The organism is Flammeovirgaceae bacterium SG7u.111, from assembly GCA_034044135.1.
Classification (GTDB): Bacteria; Bacteroidota; Bacteroidia; order Cytophagales; family Flammeovirgaceae.
The window spans coordinates 2,431,399-2,454,098 of sequence record CP139021.1 but is presented as its reverse complement, the minus strand read 5'-3'; the positions used below and the strand labels follow the sequence as shown (position 1 = coordinate 2,454,098).

The 22,700-nt window shown below is 40.5% G+C and carries 14 protein-coding genes; 3 read left to right on the top strand and 11 right to left on the bottom strand.

Features of this window, described 5'->3' with window-relative positions:
- Positions 1-8: 8 nt before the first annotated feature.
- The 4 genes from R9C00_09570 to R9C00_09555 all read right to left on the bottom strand — a co-directional run bounded on the left by R9C00_09570 (position 9) and on the right by R9C00_09555 (position 4,708).
- Entirely contained in the window at positions 9-1,499 is a 1,491-nt protein-coding gene (locus R9C00_09570) for a RagB/SusD family nutrient uptake outer membrane protein (GenBank protein ID WPO37698.1), read from the bottom strand.
- A 107-nt stretch (positions 1,500-1,606) separates the two neighbouring features.
- Positions 1,607-2,707 carry a signal peptidase I gene (gene lepB / locus R9C00_09565; protein ID WPO37697.1) on the bottom strand — a complete coding sequence of 367 codons (1,101 nt, stop codon included), beginning with the start codon at positions 2,705-2,707 and terminating at the stop codon, positions 1,607-1,609.
- A 490-nt stretch (positions 2,708-3,197) separates the two neighbouring features.
- Entirely contained in the window at positions 3,198-3,920 is a 723-nt protein-coding gene (gene dapB / locus R9C00_09560; protein ID WPO37696.1) for a 4-hydroxy-tetrahydrodipicolinate reductase, read from the bottom strand.
- A gap of 251 nt (positions 3,921-4,171) precedes the next feature.
- Positions 4,172-4,708 (bottom strand): NAD(P)H-dependent oxidoreductase, encoded by a 537-nt coding sequence (locus R9C00_09555; GenBank protein WPO37695.1) that lies wholly within the window; start codon positions 4,706-4,708, stop codon positions 4,172-4,174.
- Between the two features lie 194 nt (positions 4,709-4,902).
- On the opposite strand from R9C00_09555, the gene glpK reads away from it, so the two are divergent.
- Together glpK and R9C00_09545 are read left to right on the top strand one after the other, a co-directional pair.
- On the top strand, positions 4,903-6,384 hold the full coding sequence (gene glpK / locus R9C00_09550; protein WPO37694.1) for a glycerol kinase GlpK: 1,482 nt from the start codon (positions 4,903-4,905) through the stop codon (positions 6,382-6,384).
- A gap of 24 nt (positions 6,385-6,408) precedes the next feature.
- Complete coding sequence (locus R9C00_09545; protein ID WPO37693.1) at positions 6,409-7,590, top strand: WG repeat-containing protein; 1,182 nt, start codon at positions 6,409-6,411, stop codon at positions 7,588-7,590.
- 48 nt (positions 7,591-7,638) lie between these two features.
- Here R9C00_09545 and R9C00_09540 read toward each other — a convergent pair whose 3' ends face one another.
- The 3 genes from R9C00_09540 to yjjX form a co-directional block, all read right to left on the bottom strand.
- Positions 7,639-8,433, bottom strand: coding sequence for an alpha/beta hydrolase-fold protein (locus R9C00_09540; GenBank protein ID WPO37692.1), 795 nt, complete (start codon positions 8,431-8,433; stop codon positions 7,639-7,641).
- Between the two features lie 89 nt (positions 8,434-8,522).
- On the bottom strand, positions 8,523-9,167 hold the full coding sequence (locus R9C00_09535) for a CoA pyrophosphatase (GenBank protein ID WPO37691.1): 645 nt from the start codon (positions 9,165-9,167) through the stop codon (positions 8,523-8,525).
- Positions 9,155-9,697, bottom strand: a complete 543-nt coding sequence (yjjX, locus tag R9C00_09530; protein WPO37690.1) for an inosine/xanthosine triphosphatase — start codon at positions 9,695-9,697, stop codon at positions 9,155-9,157. The genes R9C00_09535 and yjjX overlap by 13 nt, the downstream gene beginning before the upstream one ends.
- A gap of 850 nt (positions 9,698-10,547) precedes the next feature.
- Here yjjX and R9C00_09525 point away from each other — a divergent pair.
- A complete protein-coding gene (locus tag R9C00_09525) occupies positions 10,548-13,985 on the top strand; it encodes a two-component regulator propeller domain-containing protein (GenBank protein ID WPO37689.1) in 3,438 nt (1,145 codons plus the stop codon).
- Positions 13,986-14,064: 79 nt separating this feature from the next.
- On the opposite strand, the gene R9C00_09520 is transcribed toward R9C00_09525, so the two are convergent.
- The 4 genes from R9C00_09520 to R9C00_09505 all read right to left on the bottom strand — a co-directional run bounded on the left by R9C00_09520 (position 14,065) and on the right by R9C00_09505 (position 22,652).
- On the bottom strand, positions 14,065-15,939 hold the full coding sequence (locus R9C00_09520; GenBank protein WPO37688.1) for a heparinase II/III family protein: 1,875 nt from the start codon (positions 15,937-15,939) through the stop codon (positions 14,065-14,067).
- A 150-nt stretch (positions 15,940-16,089) separates the two neighbouring features.
- Positions 16,090-17,883 (bottom strand): RagB/SusD family nutrient uptake outer membrane protein, encoded by a 1,794-nt coding sequence (locus R9C00_09515; protein WPO37687.1) that lies wholly within the window; start codon positions 17,881-17,883, stop codon positions 16,090-16,092.
- A 20-nt stretch (positions 17,884-17,903) separates the two neighbouring features.
- On the bottom strand, positions 17,904-21,434 hold the full coding sequence (locus tag R9C00_09510; GenBank protein WPO37686.1) for a TonB-dependent receptor: 3,531 nt from the start codon (positions 21,432-21,434) through the stop codon (positions 17,904-17,906).
- A 171-nt stretch (positions 21,435-21,605) separates the two neighbouring features.
- Positions 21,606-22,652 (bottom strand): FecR domain-containing protein, encoded by a 1,047-nt coding sequence (locus tag R9C00_09505; GenBank protein WPO37685.1) that lies wholly within the window; start codon positions 22,650-22,652, stop codon positions 21,606-21,608.
- Positions 22,653-22,700: the final 48 nt, after the last annotated feature.

Here is a 22,700-nt window from a genome sequence, read left to right as displayed (position 1 = left end):
ACCTATTTCTAATATCCTTTATTTTGCTCAAAAACACCTTCTTTTTCCCCTCCGTACAGATCAATCTCTCGCTGAGGAATGGGATAAAGCAGATGTTTTTCCCCCAGCTCATAGCCTTGTGAGCTCAAACCTACTATCCATTGCATCTTCTCCAAACCAAACCTACGGTAGTCAAAAACCGTTTTTTGTTCCATACAGAGCTCTTTTTCACGCTCCAAAAGCAGGATTTTCCTGAACTCATCTTGTGTGTACGAATTAGTTAGAGCCGAAAGACCTGCTCTAGCCCGTACGTTGTTGATCCCCTCCAGCCTTTTAGGGTCAGAAGAATCAATTTCGTTGAGAGTCTCGGAGTGCATCAGCAATACATCGGCAAAGCGGAGGATGTACATGTCGTTGGCATAATCCTGATTGGCAGTAGCCCCCTGGTCCCAATATTTGGTAAAATGGGGGTTTGCCATGTACGAACTGCCAGGGTATGTTTCAATTTTCCCATCCTTTTCAAACGCTAACAAAAAAATCGCTTCTTTTCTCTTATCATCTTCGGCGAACATCTCAAAAAACTCTGGCTCGGAAGTCCAAGAAGACCAGCCGCCAGCTGGTACTAATTCCGCTCCTCTCACTCCTGTCATTGCCCCATGAATTTGTCCCTCGTCTCCAAAGCCTTGCGCCGCTTGCATATTGAAAATACTTTCCTTACCATTATCGTTTTCAGGTAAAAAGAGGTCGGCATAACTTTCCATTAAGCTATATTTTTTGCTTTCAATCACTTTCTCAAACTGAGCTTTTGCCAAACCCCATTCATTAGCTATGCCCAAGCCTGACCGCTGGAGGTACACCGTGCCTAGCATGGCACTTGCCGCCCCGCCTGTAGCCCTACCTATGTCATTTCCCCCATATTCCAAAGGCAAGTCTTCCGCAGCTTTCAAGTCGCTTATGATCAGCTCCCAAACTGCATTTGCTGTACCCACATTTGCAGGGCGGAGATTGTTTTCGATGGAAGTGATTTCCTCATCTACCAGAGGCACATTTCCCCAAAGCCTCACCAAAGTAAAATAATAAAAACCCCGTAAGAATTTTGCCTCGTTCACCACCCTCCTTTGTACTTCGGCATCGATACTCCCAGCAGGCATTTTCCCAACCCTATTTATCACCGTATTGGCTCTTGCCACTCCATTGTAGATAGCTTGCCAGCTCAAGGCCAGCCCCTCGTTAGATGCATCCCACGTATATTTATCAATTTGGCCTCGCCAGCCTCCGCTACGGTTGTTAGTAGATGAAATGCCGGGCAGGTCGCAGATCATCTGAAAGTGCCTGTTGTAAAAGTCGATGTCTTGCATGGCATCGTAAACCCCATTTACAGCCGATACAGCATCTTCTTCACTTTGGAAAAAGTCATCTGCGGCAATGAAATCAAACGCTTCTTCTTCCAAAAACTCTTGGCAAGAAAAGGGCAAAAACAAAAAAGGGAAAAGCAGAATAGTTTTGTAAAATTTATTCATTGTGTGATAGGTTACAAAAAAGGCCGCAGCAAATGCCACGGCCTAAATTATAGCTTAAAAGTATCATCCCAAAAATATAGGTTTGATACTTATGTATTTTGGTCTATCTATTCGATGATATCGAAAATCCTTTCCCAGCGAACACGCTTAAAGATGTTGCCATTGGCTGTGTTAGGATCAACCGACCACCAGATCAGCAAGCCTTTGCCCAGAATATGGTCTGCAGGAACAAATGCCCAAATCCTCGAATCGAGTGAATTGTGACGGTTATCTCCCATCATAAAATAATAGTCTTGTTCAAAAGTATATTTAGCTACTTCGTTGCCATCTATCAGCAATTTCCCACCTTCAACTTTCACATCCTCGTGCCCTTCATACTTTTTGATAATCTCCTCGTATAAGGTCAAGTTAGTTTCGTTGATTTCAATTTCAGAACCTTCTTTAGGAATCCAAAGCGGGCCAAAGTTATCGAGTGTCCAATCGAAATTAGGGCTGTGAGGAAAAACATCACTACCTCGCATCTCACCCTTATTGTACACTATTTCCTCAGTGCTTTTTATAAATGGAAGCTTTTCAAGTTCCTCAGCCTTTTCCGCACTTGTCATCACCACATAATTAGTCCCCGTATTTCTACCGCTTACATCGGTTATATCCCGGCTAAAGAACACACGCTGCTCATTCACCATTTCCGTAGTGTTCACTTCGTAGCTCGTTTGCGAATGCTCAGGCATCGGCAACTTTTCTCCGTTGATAAACACTTCTTTGTTCTTTATCTCCAAGTTGTCGCCTGGTATGCCCATACAACGCTTGATGTAATTCGTTTTCAAGTCCACCGGATAGTTATCTGGAGGATAGTTAAATACAACCACATCGTTGTTTTTCACACTGCTGATACCCGGAAGCCTATACTGTGGAAGCTGAATCCAATCGAGGTAAGAGGGGATTTCTGTTCCCCAAATTTTTTGGTGTGTAAGAGGAACTTGCAAAGGGGTTTTAGGAGTACGAGCGCCATAATGCATCTTGCTTACAAACAAAAAATCGCCCACCAAAAGTGATTTTTCCATAGATGGCGTAGGAATAGTAAACGCCTCTATAAACAACCAACGAATAATCGTTGCCGCAACAACCGCAAACACAATAGCATCGAACCATTCTCTCAACGGTCCTTTCTTCTTGCTTTCTTTTTTCTTAAAAAGAGCTAGCTTCATTTTTTTTTAAAATTATGTGAAGGGCACTTTCGTAGCCCAATGTTATTTTGTGTCAATACTGATTAGCCCACTTAAACTGGCTGTAAACTTACAATGTTTTTGGCTCTTTATGAATCTACTTGATGATTCAAGCAACAGAAAAGCTTAAGATGGATAGTGAAAAGGTTAGAAAAAAGTAAAACGCCAAAAAGGGCATATTTTCTAACTTCTCTTAGAAGCTGTTTTGAAATGTATCTTCAAAATTCTTATGTGCTTCTTTTGACGCATAGTTTCGGCTAGCCGCCCGCGTTAAAATCTCCGAAGAAACTCCACTATCTTTGTCGATTTTGCCTTATTCTACATCCAATAATAAGCGATAACAATTTTTAAATACAATTCCCAAACAGCTTCTTAAACTGTAAACTAGATTTCCTGAGGAATCAACAAAATTATAAAAAACCATATTTCCCTATAAGCAAACAGCCGAAGTCGCTAAGCAGCGGAATTATCATTAAAACCTCAGCATATCTTCCATTCCAAATACGCCTTTTTTACCTACAAGCCATTCGGCTGCTGTTACTGCACCTTCGGCAAATCCTTGTCTGCTATGCGCCGTATGCTTTATTTCTATTTCATCTACTTCGGAGCTGAACTTGATGCTGTGCGTTCCGGGCACTTCAGGTTCACGAAGTGCTACTATCGGCACCTCTCCTTTTTTTACCTCTCCTCCTTCGTCCAACACCCAAGATGTTGCACTTTCCAAGTTCTCAATTATCCCTTCAGCAAGTGTGATAGCCGTTCCGCTGGGAGCATCTAGTTTTTGTGTATGATGAATTTCTTCCATCTCGACTTTGTACTGTTGCTGCCCGCTCATCAGCTTAGCCAAGTACTTGTTGAGGTGGAAAAACAAATTCACTCCAATGCTGTAATTTGAAGCATAAAAGAAGGCAGAACCGTTTGCTTTAGCTATTTCTTCTACCTCAGGTTTGCGCTCTAACCAACCTGTAGTCCCACTCACTACTGGTATTTTTCTTTCCAAACATGCTTTTATATTGTCAAAAGCAGCTTCAGGTTGCGTAAATTCTATCGCTACATCGGCAGCTCCTTCAGGAATATCGTCAAAGAAACTTTGCCCATTTGTATCTACTATAAGAGGAACTTCATTCCCCCTCTCTTTGGCTATTTTCTCAATCGTACGCCCCATTTTCCCATAGCCAACTATCAATATTTTCATGCTTTTCTACGATAAATTTGTACTTTAAAAATGACTAGCTGGCAAATTAAGCAAATATTGCGCAACCGAGAAAACAAAATAGATGAACATGGACAATAGAATGATGGAAGGTAGTAAATGTATTGGCTATAAAAGACACGCTTTCCTAAGCAATGAAAGTACATGAAAACCTCAAAAACATGGATATAAAAAAGGGACTTGATAAAAACCAAGCCCCCTTTACTGAGAATATAACCGAAACTAAAATGCTCTTACAAAGCTGAAACAAACCTCTTCAGGTGTTGCTCAAACTGGTCAGACAGATCCTTATTTATTATACCTTCTTCCTCCGAAAAACTCTCATTGAACGAAGGCAAAGAAAATGTCTCAATCACATTTTTATTGGCAAAGGAAAATCTATTATAGGCAATGTCTAGAACGGTTTTCCCTCCCCTTGCTCCAGGTGAAGTAGCTAGCAAAAACATTGGCTTGCCTTCCCACACATCTTTGCCTAATCTAGATATCCAATCGAATATGTTCTTGAATGCAGTGGTATATGCTCCGTTGTGCTCGGCGAAGGAAATGACGATACCATCTGCCCCTTTCACCAACTCTTTAAACTCTTGGGCTAGTTCAGGAATACCCAATGCCTTTTCCTTATCTATCCCATAGATTGGCATTTCAAAATCATTCAAATCTAACAGCATCACCTCTGCCCCTTCCACTTGATTGGCGGCATACGCTGCCAATTGTTTGTTGATCGATTCTTTACTATTGCTTGCACCAAAGGCGAGTATCTTTTTGCTCATGTCAGTAATCAGTTTTTATTTTTAAAATATTTAAATGTATATACATATATTATTAAACAATCGTTCTTTTTTGCCCTACAAATAAACTTATGGGCAGATAAGAAAAGGTTATCATGAAATGATAGACAAAAGGTATGGTGTTACTTCATTTATTTTTTTAATTTAAACCATTCAACACCCTATCCTAAAAACACATGAAATACATCGTTTCCCTCGACCAAGGCACTACTAGTTCACGAGCTGTTCTTTTTGATGAAACTGGAAAAATAGTCGGCATCAAACAAAAGGAGTTTCCACAGTATTTCCCAAAACCCGGTTGGGTAGAACACGACCCCGACGAGATTTGGGCAAGCCAAGTGAAGGTTTTCAAAAAGCTACTCAAACAGTACAGCCTCTCCCCTTCCGATATCTCCGCCATTGGAATTACCAACCAACGGGAAACCACTTTGCTTTGGGACAAAAAAACAGGCGAACCAATCCATAATGCCCTCGTATGGCAAGACAAACGCACCGCAGCTATCTGCAAAAAGCTCAAAAAACAAGGTTTAGAAGCTTACATAAAGGAAAATACGGGGCTGGTGATAGATTCTTATTTTTCCGCCAGCAAGGTGATTTGGCTACTGGAAAATGTACCCGGCGCAAGGGAACGGGCTGAAAACGGGGAATTGCTTTTCGGCACTATCGACACTTGGTTGGTTTGGAAAGCAAGCAAAGGAAAATGCCACGTAACGGACTACACCAACGCTTCCCGAACCATGCTTTTCAATATAAAAACGCTGGAATGGGACAAGCACTTGCTTAAGGAAATGAATATACCCGAAGCCCTTCTGCCAGAAGCACTGCCCTCGGCAGCGGAGTTTTGCCAATTGGAATTTGAAGGCAGTACTGTTCCAATTTTGGGCATAGCCGGCGACCAACAAGCTGCTCTTTTTGGGCAGGTGTGCTTCGAGCCCGGCATGGCAAAGAATACCTACGGAACGGGTTGTTTCATGCTGATGAACACGGGTACAACACCCCGCATTTCGGAAAATGGATTGCTCACCACCATAGCTTGGGGGCTAGATGGGAAAGTGGAATACGCCCTAGAAGGGAGCATTTTTGTAGCAGGAGCTGCCGTGCAATGGCTGCGCGACGGAATCAAGATTATAGACACCGCCCCAGATTCCGAATATTATGCCGAAAAAGCGGGAACTAACGATGAAGTGTTCGTAGTCCCTGCCTTTGCAGGCTTGGGCGCACCCTACTGGGACATGTACGCCCGTGGGGCAATTTTCGGGCTTACGAGAGACACCGGTAGGGAACAGATAGTGCGGGCAACACTACAGTCGCTCGCCTACCAAACCCGAGACGTGCTGGAAGCCATGGAAAATGATTCCCAACTCAAACTGCAAGCCCTCAAGGTTGACGGAGGCGCATCTTCCAATAACTTTTTGATGCAGTTCCAAGCCGATATGTTGGGCGTGAACGTGGAAAGACCAAAAGAAATAGAATCCACGGCGATGGGCGCTGCTTTTTTGGCTGGAATAAAAGCAGGGGTTTGGAAAAAAGAGCAGCTCCCCGAAATCCTGAAAGTGGGCAAGTCTTTCGAGCCAAAAATGCCTGTAAAGAAAAAAGAAAAGCTCTACCAAACTTGGAAAAAAGCCGTAAAACGAAGTATGGGATGGGTTGGGGAGTGATAGTTCAAACTAAATTCTTTCAATATGAAATCACTAACGTTATTTTTACTTTTTTGCCTTCTCACAGCTAAGAGTATAGCACAGGAACAAGAACAAGAAGCCAACTCTTTATACCCCATTTATGATGAAAACCTCAAATGGGGATTTATAAACGAGACTGGTGACGTAATAATCAAACCACAATATGAAGTAGTAGGATATTTTTCAAGTGGTTTGTCTCCTGTAAGATCTGGTGGTAAATACGGCTACATTAATAGTAATGGTCAGGTTATAATTCCTTTTAAGTTTGATTTTGCAATGAATTTTTCAGAAGGATATGCTCTAGTTTCTGAAGATAGCACAACAAAATATTTTATTGACAAAAGTGGAAACATACCTTTTAAACTCGATGGCATCTCACTTTACCATGGTTTCAACAAAGGTTATACAATTGGTTATAAAGACTATAATTCAGTCTTAATCGATACTGATGGCAAATTAGTATACAACAAAAAGAAAATCGATAGGTATAATAAAAAAAAGCGCAAAACAAACAGTGTAAAAAGAAATTTAATCTTTATGTGTGATGAAAAGTTTTGTGGGTATCTTAATAAAGATAGTGTGAAGATTTGGAAAATTCCAAAAAGAACAACACTTAGCGAATTCAACATTGATTATAAAACTTCTGGATTTTTTTATGCCTTTTCCTCTCCGAAAGAAAGATGCTATGGGTGTGGAAGATCTTCAAATTTTTTAAAAAGCATTAAAAATCCTATTGATAGCATTGAAGAAAACAAGCCAGTACTAAAAGTTATTGATAATGAAATTGATACTTTTTATACATATACAAATCTCTATAAAGGTCACAAAGTTTATCTCTACAACACTACAAAGGATACACTAATTATATCAGCCCAGGACAGTCGCCTCTATATTAAAGTTCAAGTTCTAAATGCAGAAAATAACTGGCAAGACATCGACTTCCTCCCCTCTAGCTGGTGCGGTAACAGTTATCATGAATTCACATTCCCTCCAAATACTTATTGGGAATTCAGGATACCGAAATATCATGGATCAAAAAAATATAAAATGCGATTATCTTTTCAACCTAAAGGAGAAGGTGATTTCATTTATAGCGATACATTCGAAGGAGAAATAAACCCAGGGCAATTATGGAGAAAAGGAGAATACGGACCCTCTAATTTCATGGATCCTTATTTGTACTAAATATAAAACCAATGCCCTCACTTAATGTGGGGCATTGGTAAAATTAGCTTACTTCCTCCGCTTGCTAAAGAGCCACGAGAAAAGCTTAGGTTCTTCGATGGCATTGTCCCAGCTATTGTGGGTTACGCCGGGGTACTCGGTGTAGAGCGGCTTTCCCCCTGCATATTCTATGGCTTTCACCATCACCCTCGAATAGTCTATAGGAACAACCTCATCGTCTTCACCTTGGAAAATCCACAGTGGGGTTTGGGTAAGCGCCGAAGCATGGCGGGTATCTCCCCCTCCACAGATGGAAACGGCTGCGGCAAACTTAAACGGGTTGCGTGTTATGAGATCGTACACACCTTGGCCGCCCATGGAAAGCCCCATAACGTATATCCGTTGCTGATCAACAGGAAGCTCTTGTTCCAGTTGGGCAATGAGCTTGGCGAGCATCGCCATTGGCTTGCTTGGCTCTTCGCTTAGGTAATACTTGGTTGCTCCGTCTTCAGACATACCTGCGCTTTCACTATCAATTTCAGACCAGCGCTGCTCTTTGGGGCACTGGGGAAATACCACATAGGCAGGATATTTCTTCTGGACAGCGGCATCTAAAAACTTGCTAGCGCAATGGGTAAGTTGGACTTCATTGTCAGTTCCTCGCTCTCCTGAGCCATGCAAGAAAATGATGAGCGGAAGCTTTTTACCCTTCGGGTTATCAGGAGAAAGCAAGCGGTAAGGCAAGGTTTCTCCCCCATCGGAATACGTTTTCTTCTCAAATGCTGAAAAGTCTTGCGCAGCGGAAATACCAACAAGAAAAAGAGTTGAAATAAGAATTGAAAGAGTAGATGTTACTAGTTTCATAAGCTAAATGTTCTTTTGGTTAAAACTATAGAAAGGCAGGGCATATCTTCTATCAGATACCCAAGTTAGACAAAAGAGTTTGCTTGCTGTTATAAGAATTTTTTAGTGGATTCGAGTTCTCCCAAAACCATGAGCAACTCGCTGAGCATCATAGCTGTTGCGCCCCAAATAATATTTCCTCGGATTTTATAGCTAGGCGCATTGATAATTACGTTGTCGTGGACCTTTATTTTTTCCACAGAATAGTTGAACGGGTTGAGTAACTCCTTCAAACCAACCTCTACCACTTCAGCAACTTCCCGAGGGTCTGGCTGGAAGGTAAAAGAGCTTTCGCTCAGGGCCACATAGGGTGTCACCAAAGAGTTGCTGGGCGGAATATAAATTTCAGTTAGCTGGCCTACTATTTTATTTTTCGGGATTTGAACCCCAATTTCTTCGCTGGTTTCGCGCAAAGCAGTTTCTTTCAAACTCTTATCTTGTTCTTCTACCCTGCCTCCAGGAAAAGCCATTTGCCCGCTATGCACTCCCTTATATGTTTGCCTACGGATGAGCGGCAGAAATAGTTCGTTTGTCTTTCTATAGATCAAAGCCAGCACCGCCGACCTTCTAGGATTAGCAGACGGCTCGTTGTTCAATCTTTTTTTCCTCGACTCCGATGCCATTTGGGCGTGAGCTTCCGGCCCTGGCAAATCGAGGGTAAACCTTTCCAGCAAATGTGATTTCAATTCTTCCATGTCGCATACAGTTCTTCGTTCATCAGAGGGATGAGCGCAAGTACCACAGCCTCTCGGTAATACCTTTCCCGGTCAATTATCCCTTTGGTAAGAATACCCACCGAGCCGCCTTTCTTTTTGGAATCTGTCCGCTTAAACACCAAGTCATCAGCTTCGCCCAGTTCCATTCCTTCGTTTATCAATTCCTCCACCTTTGGGGGCAGGAAAAACACAGCCGTTTTTGCCTTTCCTTCCATTCCATTTTTTGCCAACACAACTACCCAGGCAAATACTTCCATCTCCCCTTGAGCATTGACATCTATCCCTCCTTCTATACCAACCCAAAAATCGGCTTCAGGTTCCATTTTTTTGGTGTTTGATGCACGATTTCTTGCTCCTAGTAACGTTTCCTCACTGCTCATGGGCTGATCGCTCACACCACTGGGCACATTTACACCCTCTGCCTTCTCTAATTTATCAAAAACCAAGGAGAACCCCGTAGCTGCGGCATTGATTTTTACCGGATTTTTTGAACCTATTACTATTCTCATTTTTATCTTTAGACAACTTCTTTGGAAAAGGGTAAAGGTAAAGCAGGATTTATCAATTATTCAATCTTAAATGGAATTAAGCAGTTTGCATCAACTAATCGATGCTTTCTATTCTTTCATCAGAATCAATAAATCAGAACTATTTGTGCCAGCTGCCAGATTTCCTTTTTAAATTAGCTTGCGTAGCCTTCGAATAAGAGCCGTTTTTTTTCGTCCAAAGGTTATCTTTTAACAAGATCAGCTCAAGATTTACAAAAAAAAAAATGAATCTGAAATTACTAGCCAAAATCCTTAGAATTATTTCCATAACAGCAACCTGCCTGTTTTCCTTGGGCAACATGGAAACAACCAAAAATTATTAGGATACAATGGCTCACATTGGCGCTTGATTACCTTGCCTAATTAATAAGTCTGTGGTTTGGCTATTCTCCAGTGTATAAATAAGACCATTAGTCACCCTACCTAATTTACCCCTAGAACAAAACTAGCCTAGCACTATCGCTATTTTACATACAATCTGTCAGATGGATATTTGCACAGCTATCTCCTTCCTAAGGACGCTCATAAAGCTTCCCGCTCTAAAAAGTACCTTTAGAACCGAGTGAACTCTTTATGCATCGATCCTTTCTTCTATACCAATCTAAAATCGGTTTCAGGTTCCATTTTCTTGGGGTTTAGTGCCTGATTACTAGGATCTTGGACGTTTACCTTGCTACTCATAGGCTGATCGCTTGCTTCATAGAGACTTTCCCGTACTTTAGGTGTAAACCAAACACTACTAAAATAGATATAACGTTTTACAATCATTAAAAAAGAACTATCCATATACAATAATGAAATACTTCCGCATATGAAAAATAATTACCTGTTAAAATTCACCCTATTTTCTTTGGCAATAATTGCCTTGGCACTAACAATATCTCCTTCCTACTCTCAGCAAAAAAACATCAAATTTGAAAAACTACAAGTAGAGGACGGTCTTTCAGCAAGTTGGATTTTCAAGTTTTATAGAGACAGCTACGGCTTCATGTGGATAGGAACTTACAACAATGGCCTTAATAGATATGATGGATATAATATCAAGGTATATAAGCAAGATCAAGGTGATGACGGTGGCTTAGCCTCTAATAACATAGGGGCTATCTTTGAGGATAGCAAAAGAAGGCTTTGGGTAGGTAATCAATACGGAGGGGCGCTGAATTTGTATCAGAGAGAAACAGATACATTTAAAAAATATTGGTTTCAAAGCGCTTCTGGGAGCAGTATCTCAAGTATATGTGAAAACCATGATGGTAGACTATGGATAGGAACTAATGATGGACTAAATCTTTTTGACCCCGAAACGGAAATCATTGTTGATTTCAAAAACGACCCAAACAAACCACTGACTACTTTGGTGAATAATGGTGTCAGCAATATGTATCTCTCCTCTAAAAATAAGCTTTGGATTGCCACAAACAACGGAATTAGCATTCTTGACATCGAAACAAAAGTGTTCAGTAATTTCACAAACAATCCTGATGATATCCATTCATTACCAGCAGGCAAAATCAACGCCTTTCATGAAGATGATAAAGGAAGAATATGGATAGCCACCACCACTAAAGGTGTTTGCATGTACGAGGAAGAAACCAATAGATTTATCTCTTACTCCTACGATGAAAACGACTCGAACTCAATAGGAAACAATAGAGCACTTTCTATGTCAGGAAATGGAAATTTCCTATATGTTGGTACTGAAAATGGTGGGTATAATATCATGAACACCCAAACAGGTAAATTTCAACGATATATGCCTGACCTCGCAAATGAAAATAGTATTGGCAGCAACTCCATTTATGCAAGTTACTTTGACAAAACGACACAAACTGTGTGGACAGGCTCTTATAATGCGGGAGTAAGCTATTATGGCCTGAACGACAAAAATTTCAATCATTTTAAGCCAAGAATAGGTGGCCTTAATAATGGCAAGATTAGAGACTTGATGGAAACCAAAGATGGCAAGATCTGGATAGCTACCGATGGCGGGGGAATCAACGTTTATGATAAAAAAAGCAAGAAATTTACTTATTATAAGCATGATCCCAAAAATCCGAAAAGTATACCTAGCGATGCTATTTTAGCCCTCCATCAAGACAAAACAGGGAGTATATGGGCAGGGACATACAATGCAGGCCTTCTCAAGTTCAACCCTACGTCGAACTCTTTTATACAATTTAAAAACGACCCAAAAGATTCCACTTCTTTTCCTGGAACACATGTTTACAATTTACATGAAGACAAGCATGGTTTTTTCATCCGATCTGGTTGGGGTTGGTTCCATATGGACATAAGAACAGGCAAGTTTCAACCGAGTAAAGCTGTTTGGGGATTCGACACTGGTCCTAATGATCTACATCTAATCCAAGTTAAAAATGGAGATTTTTGGCACGTAAATGATTATGGAAACGGGGTGGTTCATGTAGATGGAGCTACTAAAAAGCGTACTGAATATAAATACGACCCGAACAACCCAAAAAGCCTCAGCAACTACAGCGTCACCCATATATATGAAGACAGTAAAGGACAGGTTTGGATTTGTACACCAAATGGGCTCAACTGTTTTGATGAAGAAAGCAAGACTTTCCAAAGATATGGGACAAAAGACGGGATGGTTTCGGGCGATGTAAACTCTATAGTGGAAGATAAGGATGGAAACTTATGGCTTGGAACAGGAAAAGGGTTAGTTAAAATTACAGATGGCATCAATAAACCCGAAAACCCTATCATTAAAAATTATAATACGATTGATGGCATACAAGGAGATGAATTCAGTGACCACTGCGCATTCATCTCCAGTTCAGGTGAACTATACTTTGGCGGAACGAATGGTTTTAATGTGTTTGACCCTTCTTCTATTCAAGACAATCCTTTTATCCCACCCGTTAAGCTCACTGGCTTCAAGGTTTTTAATAAAGATGCTGGATTTGGGCTAGAAGGCTCGCCCTTTAGCAAATCAATTGAGCTAACTGATGAAATCAAGCTTGATTATACAAAAAGCGTATTCACTTTTGAATTTGTTGCCTTGAATTTCTCTCAACCATCCAAAAACCAATATGCATTTATGATGGAGGGGCTAGAAAAAGGCTGGAACTATGTAGGCGAACAACGCTCTGCTACCTATACCAACCTCGATGCTAGAGAATACATTTTTAAGGTAAAAGCCTCTAACAACGATGGAATCTGGAATGAAAATGCTACCCAAATAAAGGTAACTATCTTGCCGCCTTGGTGGGAAACATGGTGGTTCAGAACCCTAGCAACATGTCTGTTTTTAGGATCAGGAATCGCTTTCTTCCTCATAAGGACTCGTCAGTTAAAAGAACAAAAAATCCTACTAGAGAAAAAAGTAAAAGAAAGAACCGCAGCATTGCAAGATGCGAGCGAGGAAATCCAAGTCCAGAACGAAGAACTATCGCAGCAAGCCGAAGAGCTTGAACAACAACGAGATTATTTGCAGGATGCAAATGAGCTTATCACGAAAAATAGCGAGCAAATAAAAGCAAGTATAAATTATGCAAAGCGGATTCAGCAGGCGATCTTGCCTATGGAGGAAGAATTGAAAAAGCAGTTTGAAGAGCATTTTGTTCTTTTCCGCCCAAGGGATGTGGTCTCAGGCGACTTCTACTGGATGCACGAAACGGATGAAATCACTTACTTGGCAGTGGTCGATTGTACCGGACATGGCGTACCAGGAGCATTTATGAGTATGATAGGCAGCTCTTTGCTCAACAGGATTGTTGGGGAAATGAAGGTTACCGAACCCGCTGTAATCCTCACCGAATTACACAAAGGAATTGTAAAAGCCCTAAGGCAAGAATCAACCTATAATAGAGATGGAATGGATATGATCTTATGTGCATTCCACAAACAAGCAGCAAAGCCGAAGATTGTGTTTGCTGGTGCAAAAAGCTCACTTTTCGTCTTGCCATCCAACTCGGAAAATATAGAAGAATATATCAGCAGCCGGATGTCGGTTGGAGGTACTAAAGCCACAAAAATGGCATTTGAATCACAAGAATTGACTTTTGACAAAGGCACAGTTATCTACCTCACCACCGATGGGTATATAGATCAGCACCGCCCCGACAGAAGACGATTTGGAAGAAAAAGACTCCGAGAGCAATTGGAAAAAATCCAGAAAATGGAATTAGCCCAACAAAAGGAATATCTCGAAAACTATTTGGTCGAATATATGAATGGTGAGCCTCAGCGAGATGATATAGCCGTAATTGGAATCAGGCTATAAAATTCAATCATTTTTATAAACGCCCTCATTACAGGAAAGATGAGGGCGTTTTCAATACTAAGCATCAATAATTTAGAACCTACTTCTCCGATAACCGAACTTTAATAGTACAGGTATCCCCTTTTACCACCCAAGCAGGAATTCGAATTTCCAGCCTTTTCAACCCTTCTATTTGCCTATCTAGTTCCATAGGAGCCGGATCAAGGGAAATAACTGAAATAGTAAGCTCAGGGTGGGAAATATTCTCCACAGCAAGCTTTTCCCCCTCTTGAGTTAGGATAGCACCTCCATCTACAATTTCCACATCTGCTTGGGTCATGAGCTGCCAAGTGATCAATTTGGTTTCATCATTAATCACTATGTTATCTTCAATAACCAATGAAGTTGGGCTATCTTTTACAAACTTACGACTTGCACTTTCTACCGAAGAACCAAGCGTGGGTCCCATATCGAAAATAGCCTCGGGATTAGCCGTATCTTTGAACTCTGACAAAGTAACCAAACCTTCCACTCTGTGGAGCTGATCATTAATGGTAATGGTACTATGACCATAATTATTTTTAGTAAGCAAAGTCCAACGCTCACAGTCTTGGCACTTTTTCCAAAGGTCGAAACCTGTTTTTTCCAAGTTGTGGTAATTTTGGTTTCCAGGGTCAACTACCCAGCGGACCCCGTTAAGCTCAAAAATGAACGAACCTCCGTCCATGTTGCCATGGCTCACCATTCCTCTCCCACCTTTTCCACCAAAATAATAGGTATGTTCATCATCCCTTTCTCCAGTAAAAATAACAATTGGGTTTGCACCCTCTCCTTTCCAAGCCGTTGGCATTTTCATACCTGCCGTTTCTTGGTACTGAGCAACCCACATCAAACCCGCACCTGAAAGCCTCGATAAGGTATCTATACTTTCAGGTTTGATCAAAAACCTTTCTTCCTCAAAAAATGCCTTGTTCCCTGTTTTTTTCGCAAACCAAGCTAAGGTAAGGTCACCTTCTTTTTTGCGTTCATCACCGCAGTCTGCAAAGTTGTAATACCAGCCAGAAGGTGCATTGCTCAGCACCCTAAACACTGCACTTTCCTGAAACGCTGGATAATTTCCCATGCCAAAATCTGTCCCAAAGGCACTTTCTAACATCGCAATAGTCACTACTGAAAAACTTGTTCCATATCCCCAATAGGTTGACCCTTCAGGATACACACCATCTGGACCATATTCTACCAGCGAATGAGGAAGCCCATCTAACGCGCGGTGGATAGTTTTTGCCGCCAAATCTGGCTCTTCTTTGGCAACACCTATAGCAGCTGCAATCATCCCTCCGTTGCACACCTGGTTCCAGTTATTAGACCCATAAGCCCAACCTGGGTTTCTGCCACTTTCCGGCCAACTAGGTTTTAACCCTTTACCTATCAAGGCTTTCTTAGCAAGGGAAATAGTCGATGAAGGCAACTCGCCAGCAGTCCAGTCAATAGCCAAGGCTACAGCAAGGGACATTTCCGCCACATCGAGAAAATGTGAAGGATTCCAATCGGAAAAATTGCAGACGGCAAGTACCTCTTCATTAATCCTATCCAATACTTTTTTGTCTTTTTCAACCAAATAAACCACTCCAAGCAGATTGATACGGTAGAGCATTTCGCGGGATACGCCCAACAGCCGCCTACCTTTCAACTTTCTTTCCAACAAAGGCTGTTCAAAAACAGCAATTGCTTTGAGCTTCACCGCAGCATACATATTCTGGATTACCGGATCAGTTTTGAGCTTCTTTTGCAGAAGTTTTATGGTTTGTGAATTGTACACCAACCTAGGCTGCGATTTCCGAAGCTTTGATTTTAAGTACTTAGTAGTGATTGGGTTTTCTAACTTGGGGATATTTTCTTCCTCGTGCTGAGCCTGTGCCGAAAAGCAAAATGCACAAAGCATTAGCAATACAAAAAATAGTTTTTTAATAGTCATAGTTGAAAATTAATTGGTATTTGTGAGGTTGTAAATTAAAGGCTAAACAGGTCAAACACAACCAAAAAGCAGCCTTTATTTAATAGAAGAAAAGCAAAAGCACCCTATCTAAGGCGTGGTGCTTTTGTAAAAAATATTCATACTATTTTACTAGTTACTGCCCCATCCTGGGTTTTGACCCAAATTAGGGTTTTGAGAAGTTGCACTTATCGGAATTGGCCACAAATAATGCTTGCTTTCGTCAAACTCTGGCGTTTCATAGTCAGTACCTTTATAAATATCAAGATACTCCACTCCATCAACTATAGAAGTTTGAACAGTCGCAGTGCCTTCAGGATCAATTTTATTCCTCGTTGCTTCATCCCAACGCATTCCATAATCTTTGATCTCTAATTTTTTGCCTTGTTTCCAACGCCTGAGGTCATCATATCGGAAGCCTTCCATGAACAATTCAATCCTACGTTCACGTCTGATTTCAACGATCAGTGAAGAAACCCCATCATTAGCATATCGAGGATCCATAGGAGGGTTCAACATCATGTTCGGCATGTCAACTCGCTTTCTCAACAAATTGATACTTATATCCAAATCGCCTTGGGTAATAGACCCAAGCTCAGCTTTAGCTTCTGCATAATTTAGCAATGCCTCACCAAACCTTAAGGTAATAGCTGGCGTAGATGAAGTGTTGTACGTAGCATAAGCGGCATTTACCTCATATACTTTTATTATGTGGTATCCTGTATAAGTAGATGAACCACCCGGCATACCCTGGATTCTTGGATATGTGTAAGCCCCAAAGTCATGATTACCATACTTATATATTGCTTGGTCGGCTGGGTGAAGAACAGTCTGCCTTAACCTTGGGTCACGGTTTTCGAAGATCTTTTCGTATTCCTCGTCTCCTTGGTAAAGCGTAGAAAGCGTAATTGGCTGACCATCGGTACACAAGTAGTCTTCCACCAAGCTTTTAGTAGCTCCACCATTGTATTGCCTATGGTAAGACTGAACATGGTTGGTGTAAATACCCAATTCATATCTTCTCCAATACAATACCTCAGGATTTCCAGATAGATCGGTCATTCTGTGGATAGCATTGTAATCGGTAGTAGGGTCGCCGGTAATGTACAAAGAATATGGACCGTCATCCATTAACTCTTTGGCAGCTTTTGCTGCTTCTTCTAGCCACATATTGGCCTCATTTCCACCGTGATATTTTCTCCAAGTTCCTTCAAAAAGGCAGATTCGCGATTTTACCAAAAGGGCAGCCCAACGATTTAATCTACCTGGCGCACCACCATCTCCCCAATCGTTTGGCATATTAGTAGTTGCAAAATTAAGATCCTCTAATACTTTTGCCATCACTACTTCCCTATCGTCACGCTCTCCATACAATATTTCATCATCATCAATATTCAACTCGGTATCGACCCATTGTACATCACCAAACTTCGATACTTTATCGTGATAGAACCAAGCCCTGAACAAACGAGCTTCACCCACATACTTATTTCTTACTTCGTCGGAAACATTGGCTTTACCATAGTTATCCATTCCTACGTTTATTGCCCTTAGGAAATTCCATCCTTTATACCCATATACAAATGTGCCACTTGGGACTGTATGTTTGCCTGCACGTAGTTTCTGATAATCATTGTGCCTGCTGTGGCGAGGTGCCGTATCATCAGAAAACCCAGATAAATGCCAAATACCAAGCCGATGGCTATCAAAAGCATCGTCATGTCCCATCATAATCGGAACATTATCATCGTTACGGGCTAGGTCATAAAAACTATTATTATAAACCAAGAGGTCATTTTCCGTATTCCAAAAAGACTCGTTGCTGATTTCATCAAGGGGATACCTTTCCAAGAAATCATCGTTGCAACTAGATGCAAAGAAAGTTGCAAAGAGTATTAAACAAATTTTTATAATATAATTTTTCATTTTCTATCTATTTAAGTCGCTTAAAATGTTACTTGTACGCCAGTTGAGTAAATCCTTTGCTTGTAGTATTCTTGAGTAAGAGTAGGTCTTACTTCAGGATCGAGCGGCTTACGCATTTTGGTGTACTCCCACAAGTTCATCCCCGAAACATAAATTCTAGCATTTACCAAACCTACTTTTGAAGAAATATCCTGAGGAAGGTTATAAGCAAGCGTCATGTTTTTCAAACGGATGTATGCTCCATTTTGAACATATCTAGTCTGAGGCTCAATGTTCTGCTTTGTATTCGTTGAAATATGCGGAGCGGCAAAATAAGCATCTGGATTTTCAGGGCTCCAGGTATCGGTGAGGTAATAATTTTCTACGTGACCTGCATTGTATGGATAGAAAGCAACCCAGTTACCGTTAGGTGGCCAGTAATCTTGTTTCAATAACCCTTGGAAAAATACATTTAAGGAGAAATTTTTCCATCCAAGATCGTTGTTGATACCAAAGGTATATCTTGGTGCTTCATAGGCAATTATTTTTCTATCGCCTGGGTCGTCCAAGGTATTTTCTCCTGAGTTAATTTCACCATTTCCATCCAAATCGGCATATTGAATATCGCCTGGTCTCCAATTTGCACCTAAAAATGACTGATCTGGAGCTGAAGCAACAGCATCTTCAGTTTGGAAGATACCAACGGTTTCGTATCCCCACCTTTCACCAATTACTTGACCTACGTAACGTTCGCCCAAAGCACCAGTCGGATTATCATATTTTGTGATTTTTGACTGGTTATCGGCAAGTGCTAACGTAACTGCATAATTCCAGTCTTCATTTATTCTATTTCTCCAAGTAGCCGCTATTTCCCAACCTCTCGTCTGCAAGTCAGCAGCGTTGGCATCCGGTGCATCAGTACCCAAAATAGAAGGATACTCCACACCAGTCAACATATCTTTGGTATCCCTAGTGTACACATCAAAAGACACGTCCAAACGGCTGTTGAACAAAGTAAAGTCTAAACCTAAATTTTTAGAGATTACAGTTTCCCAAGTTAGATTTGGGCTTACCAAACCAGATGCAGATACAAATGGGGTACGTGAACCTGAGCTCATCATGTATGCTGAAGCCCCAATACCCATAGATGGGATATAAGGATAATAAACTTGATTGCCATTATTATCAACAATGGTCTGGTTACCTAGCGTACCGTAAGAAGCACGGATTTTCATGTTGTTCATCCAAGCAGAAGACCAGTCCATAAAGGCTTCGTTCGATATTTTCCATCCTAAAGAGAAAGAAGGGAAAAAACCAAACCTATCGTCTTTCGGGAATCTAGAAGTTCCATCGTAACGCCCATTCGCCTCAAACAAATACTTGTCTTTGAAAATGTAGTTCAAACGATAGAACACACCCCTTATAGCTACGTGTGATTGACCTCCATATGTTTCTTGGTTACCAGTAGTAGCATTCAAATCGGTTATCTGAGGAGTAATCAAACTATACGCCCTTCCTCTGATGAACTGGTTTATACCCCATTCTTGGTTAAATCCAACCATGGCAGACAAATTATGACCTTCAAACTTATCAAGTTTATATTCAGCAAAAGCGTTAAAAACATAGTATTGATTATTGTTAGTTTGATTATTTATCCAATCGTTACCGCTAAATCCGTTGCTCAATATATTATTAGCAAGAAGATCAGGAGTTTGGTCTACTACAAGTAATTTGCTTTGTACATCTTGGTAGTTTCTACTGTTCAGATTAACTGAGATATTACTCTTGATTTTTAAGCCTTTTAGTGGAGAAATAGTAATCCCCTGTGTTAATATCAGGTCATTTCTAGTCCAAGTTTCACGTCCACCTTCTTCTAAGTAGGGCAAGAAGTTAGTACCTCCAAAACCCATTCCGATGTATTGTTCGTAATCTTCTCTATCGCCAGGGGTAATATAATAGGGAAGATCAGGGAAATAAAGTGCATCCAAAGGATCTTGCCTAGTAGAAGTATTAATATTTACATCCCAGTTATAAAAGTGAGGCTTATCACTTTTTTCAATAGTAAGCAAAGCCCTTGTATCTAAAGCCAACCACTTGTTTATTTTGTAATCACCTTTCATTAAGAAGTTATACCTCTTGAAATTTTCATTTTTATCCTTGTTTTTGAGGTACCCATCTTTGTTGAGGTACCCAAAGGAAACATAATAAGATGCTTTTTCTGAAGAACCAGAGATGTTCAAGTCATATTTTTGTTGAGGAGCAAAATCTGTAATAAGCTCATCTACATAATTATTATAACCGTAATGCCTCAACTGACTACCGTTATATACACCCCATCTATTTTCCTCCGTAGGGTTTTCGCTCCATCTCTTAGTCCCATCTATATAATCTTGGTCATACTGTTCATTGCCATTAGTCCTGAGCGTAGCCTGGTTTCTGGCCAATACAAATTGGTAAGGGTCTGTGACTGGGTCAATAAACAAAATTGGTTTTGCTAGAGCATATTCAGCTCCGAAAGAAACATTAATCTTATCCCCTTTCCCTTTCTTGGTCTCTACCAACACTACCCCAAAAGCAGCTCTTGCACCATAAACAGCAGCCGCTGCCGCATCTTTTAGCACGGAAATACTTTCAATATCATTCGGGTTCAACTTGTTTAGATCCATAGGCACACCATCAACTAAGATCAAAGGCTGGCCACCATTAATTGACTCATATCCCCTAATATTAAAATCAATTCCTGCACTTGGATCACCATTCCTGATGTTCACGTTCAAATTAGGAATCACGCCCTGCAAACCTTGTCCTACATTCACAATAGGTCGGTTTTGAAGTACTTCTCCTTTTGCAGTACCAACTGCTCCAGTCAAGTTTACCTTTTCTTGCGTACCGTAGCCAACAACAACCACTTCTTCCAGTTGCTCCATATCAGGCTCTAACACTATGTTTATTGTATTTTGAGATCCTACAGTTACTTCCTGAGTTAGAAAGCCAATATAGCTAAACTGCAGGACAGAATTTGTAGGGGCATTGAGACTATACTCGCCGTCTATGTTAGAGGTGGTGCCTATGGTAGTTCCTTTTATGAGGATACTTACCCCTGGCAGAGGCAGGTTATCTTCACCAGAAGTAATCTTACCTTTAATATTCACCTGCATTGCTTCATTGACAACTTTTTCAAGCTCCACATCCTTTCCAACTAGGGCAGACTTTGATATGTGAATGTTATTATTAATTCGGGTGAATTTTAAGCCTGTCTGCTTGGAAATTGACCCTAATAACTTAGCCAAGGTCTTATTCCCTCCTTCCAGGCTAACTTCTTTTTTCTTGTTAAGAGATCGATCGGTGTAAGAAAAGCTAAAATCTGTTTTGTTCTCAATTTCAGACAACGCTTTTTTAAGTGAGACATTCTTAGCATACATTTCTATTTCTATTTCAAAAATGCTACTTTTTTCTGATTGGGCTTTTCCATCGTTAGCCATTAAAAAACTACAGAGGAAAGCTTGGGCAATAATGCCAAACAGTAAGTTTCTAGACATAATAGTAATTTGTCTTAGTAGTTTCAATTTCATATTTTTAAGGGGTTTTAGTAAATAATATTTGCTTACTATTCCACAGCTCAGGTTTCGCCTTTTTTAGTACCACCCAAAATTGCGTTGCTGAGCATAGAGCTGGGAGGGTTTCACACACATGAGACTCCCAGCTTTTTTAACTGGTGTTTTCTTGTACTTTTTCTTTCATTTTCACTTTTTGGTTAATAAAATATTCTTTCCATTTATCTTAAACCCAAGCTTTGGGTAATGCATCTCCAAACCCATTAGTACAATCTCTAAGCTTTCATTATTCTCAAACCTTCCTGTAAACCGTGCTGAGCTTGTCAGTTTTTTTTCATTAATGAACTTTACTCCATACCACTTTTCAAGCGATACTATTACCTCAGAAAAGCTAGCTTCATTGAACAAGAGGACGCCATCTTTCCACGCTATAATTTCATTTATATCGACATAACTGATTTTCCGCAATGTATTTGAGCTATCACTAACTGCCATTTGGTTTGGAGTAAGAATCACCGACAGTTCATTTTCCTTTTTGCTTACCGATACTTTCCCTTCTAGTACTGAGACATTCACATTGTTTTCTTTGGTATCAAAATCCACATTAAAACTTGTCCCCAGCACCTTTGTATCCACCTCTCCTGTATGAATTATAAAAGGAGTGCTAGTATTTCGTTTAACCTCAAAAAATGCCTCTCCTTCAAGATAGACCTCTCTAGTATCTGCAAATTCTTGTGGAAACCTTAAGCTACTCTCCGAATTAAGCTTTACAAGTGTCCCATCTTTCAGTTTGAGAGACAACTTCTCCCCATATAATGTTCGTTTTGTTATCCAATGAATTTCTTTTTGCCTGTCCGTTTCATTGGTTATTGAGGAGTGGGTAAACCAAAATGTGACTAATAAAAGAAAAGAAGCTGCTACCCCCAAAGGTCGTAAAATTGACTTTTTAGCTTTCTTATTTTCTTTTCTTTCGTTGGCTATAATATTTGTTTCGTGCTGGGAAGCCATTACCTCTTCCCAAATTCTTTCTTTTACATTTGAAGGGGCTTTAACTTGTTGAAAATTTAGACTTAGGATCGTGTTTTTTGCTATATTGATTGCTTCTAGCTGGTATGGGTACTTTTCTATTATAGCAGCCCATTTGGCATCAAGTTGAGAGGTTGGGTTTAACACCCACCTTTTAAATTGCTCGTCTTGGATAAAATCTTTTGAAGAATAGTTGTTGTAGTTATGCATATCTGCTGAATAACAAAAGTTGGAATCTTACTTTGCTAAACTAATAGA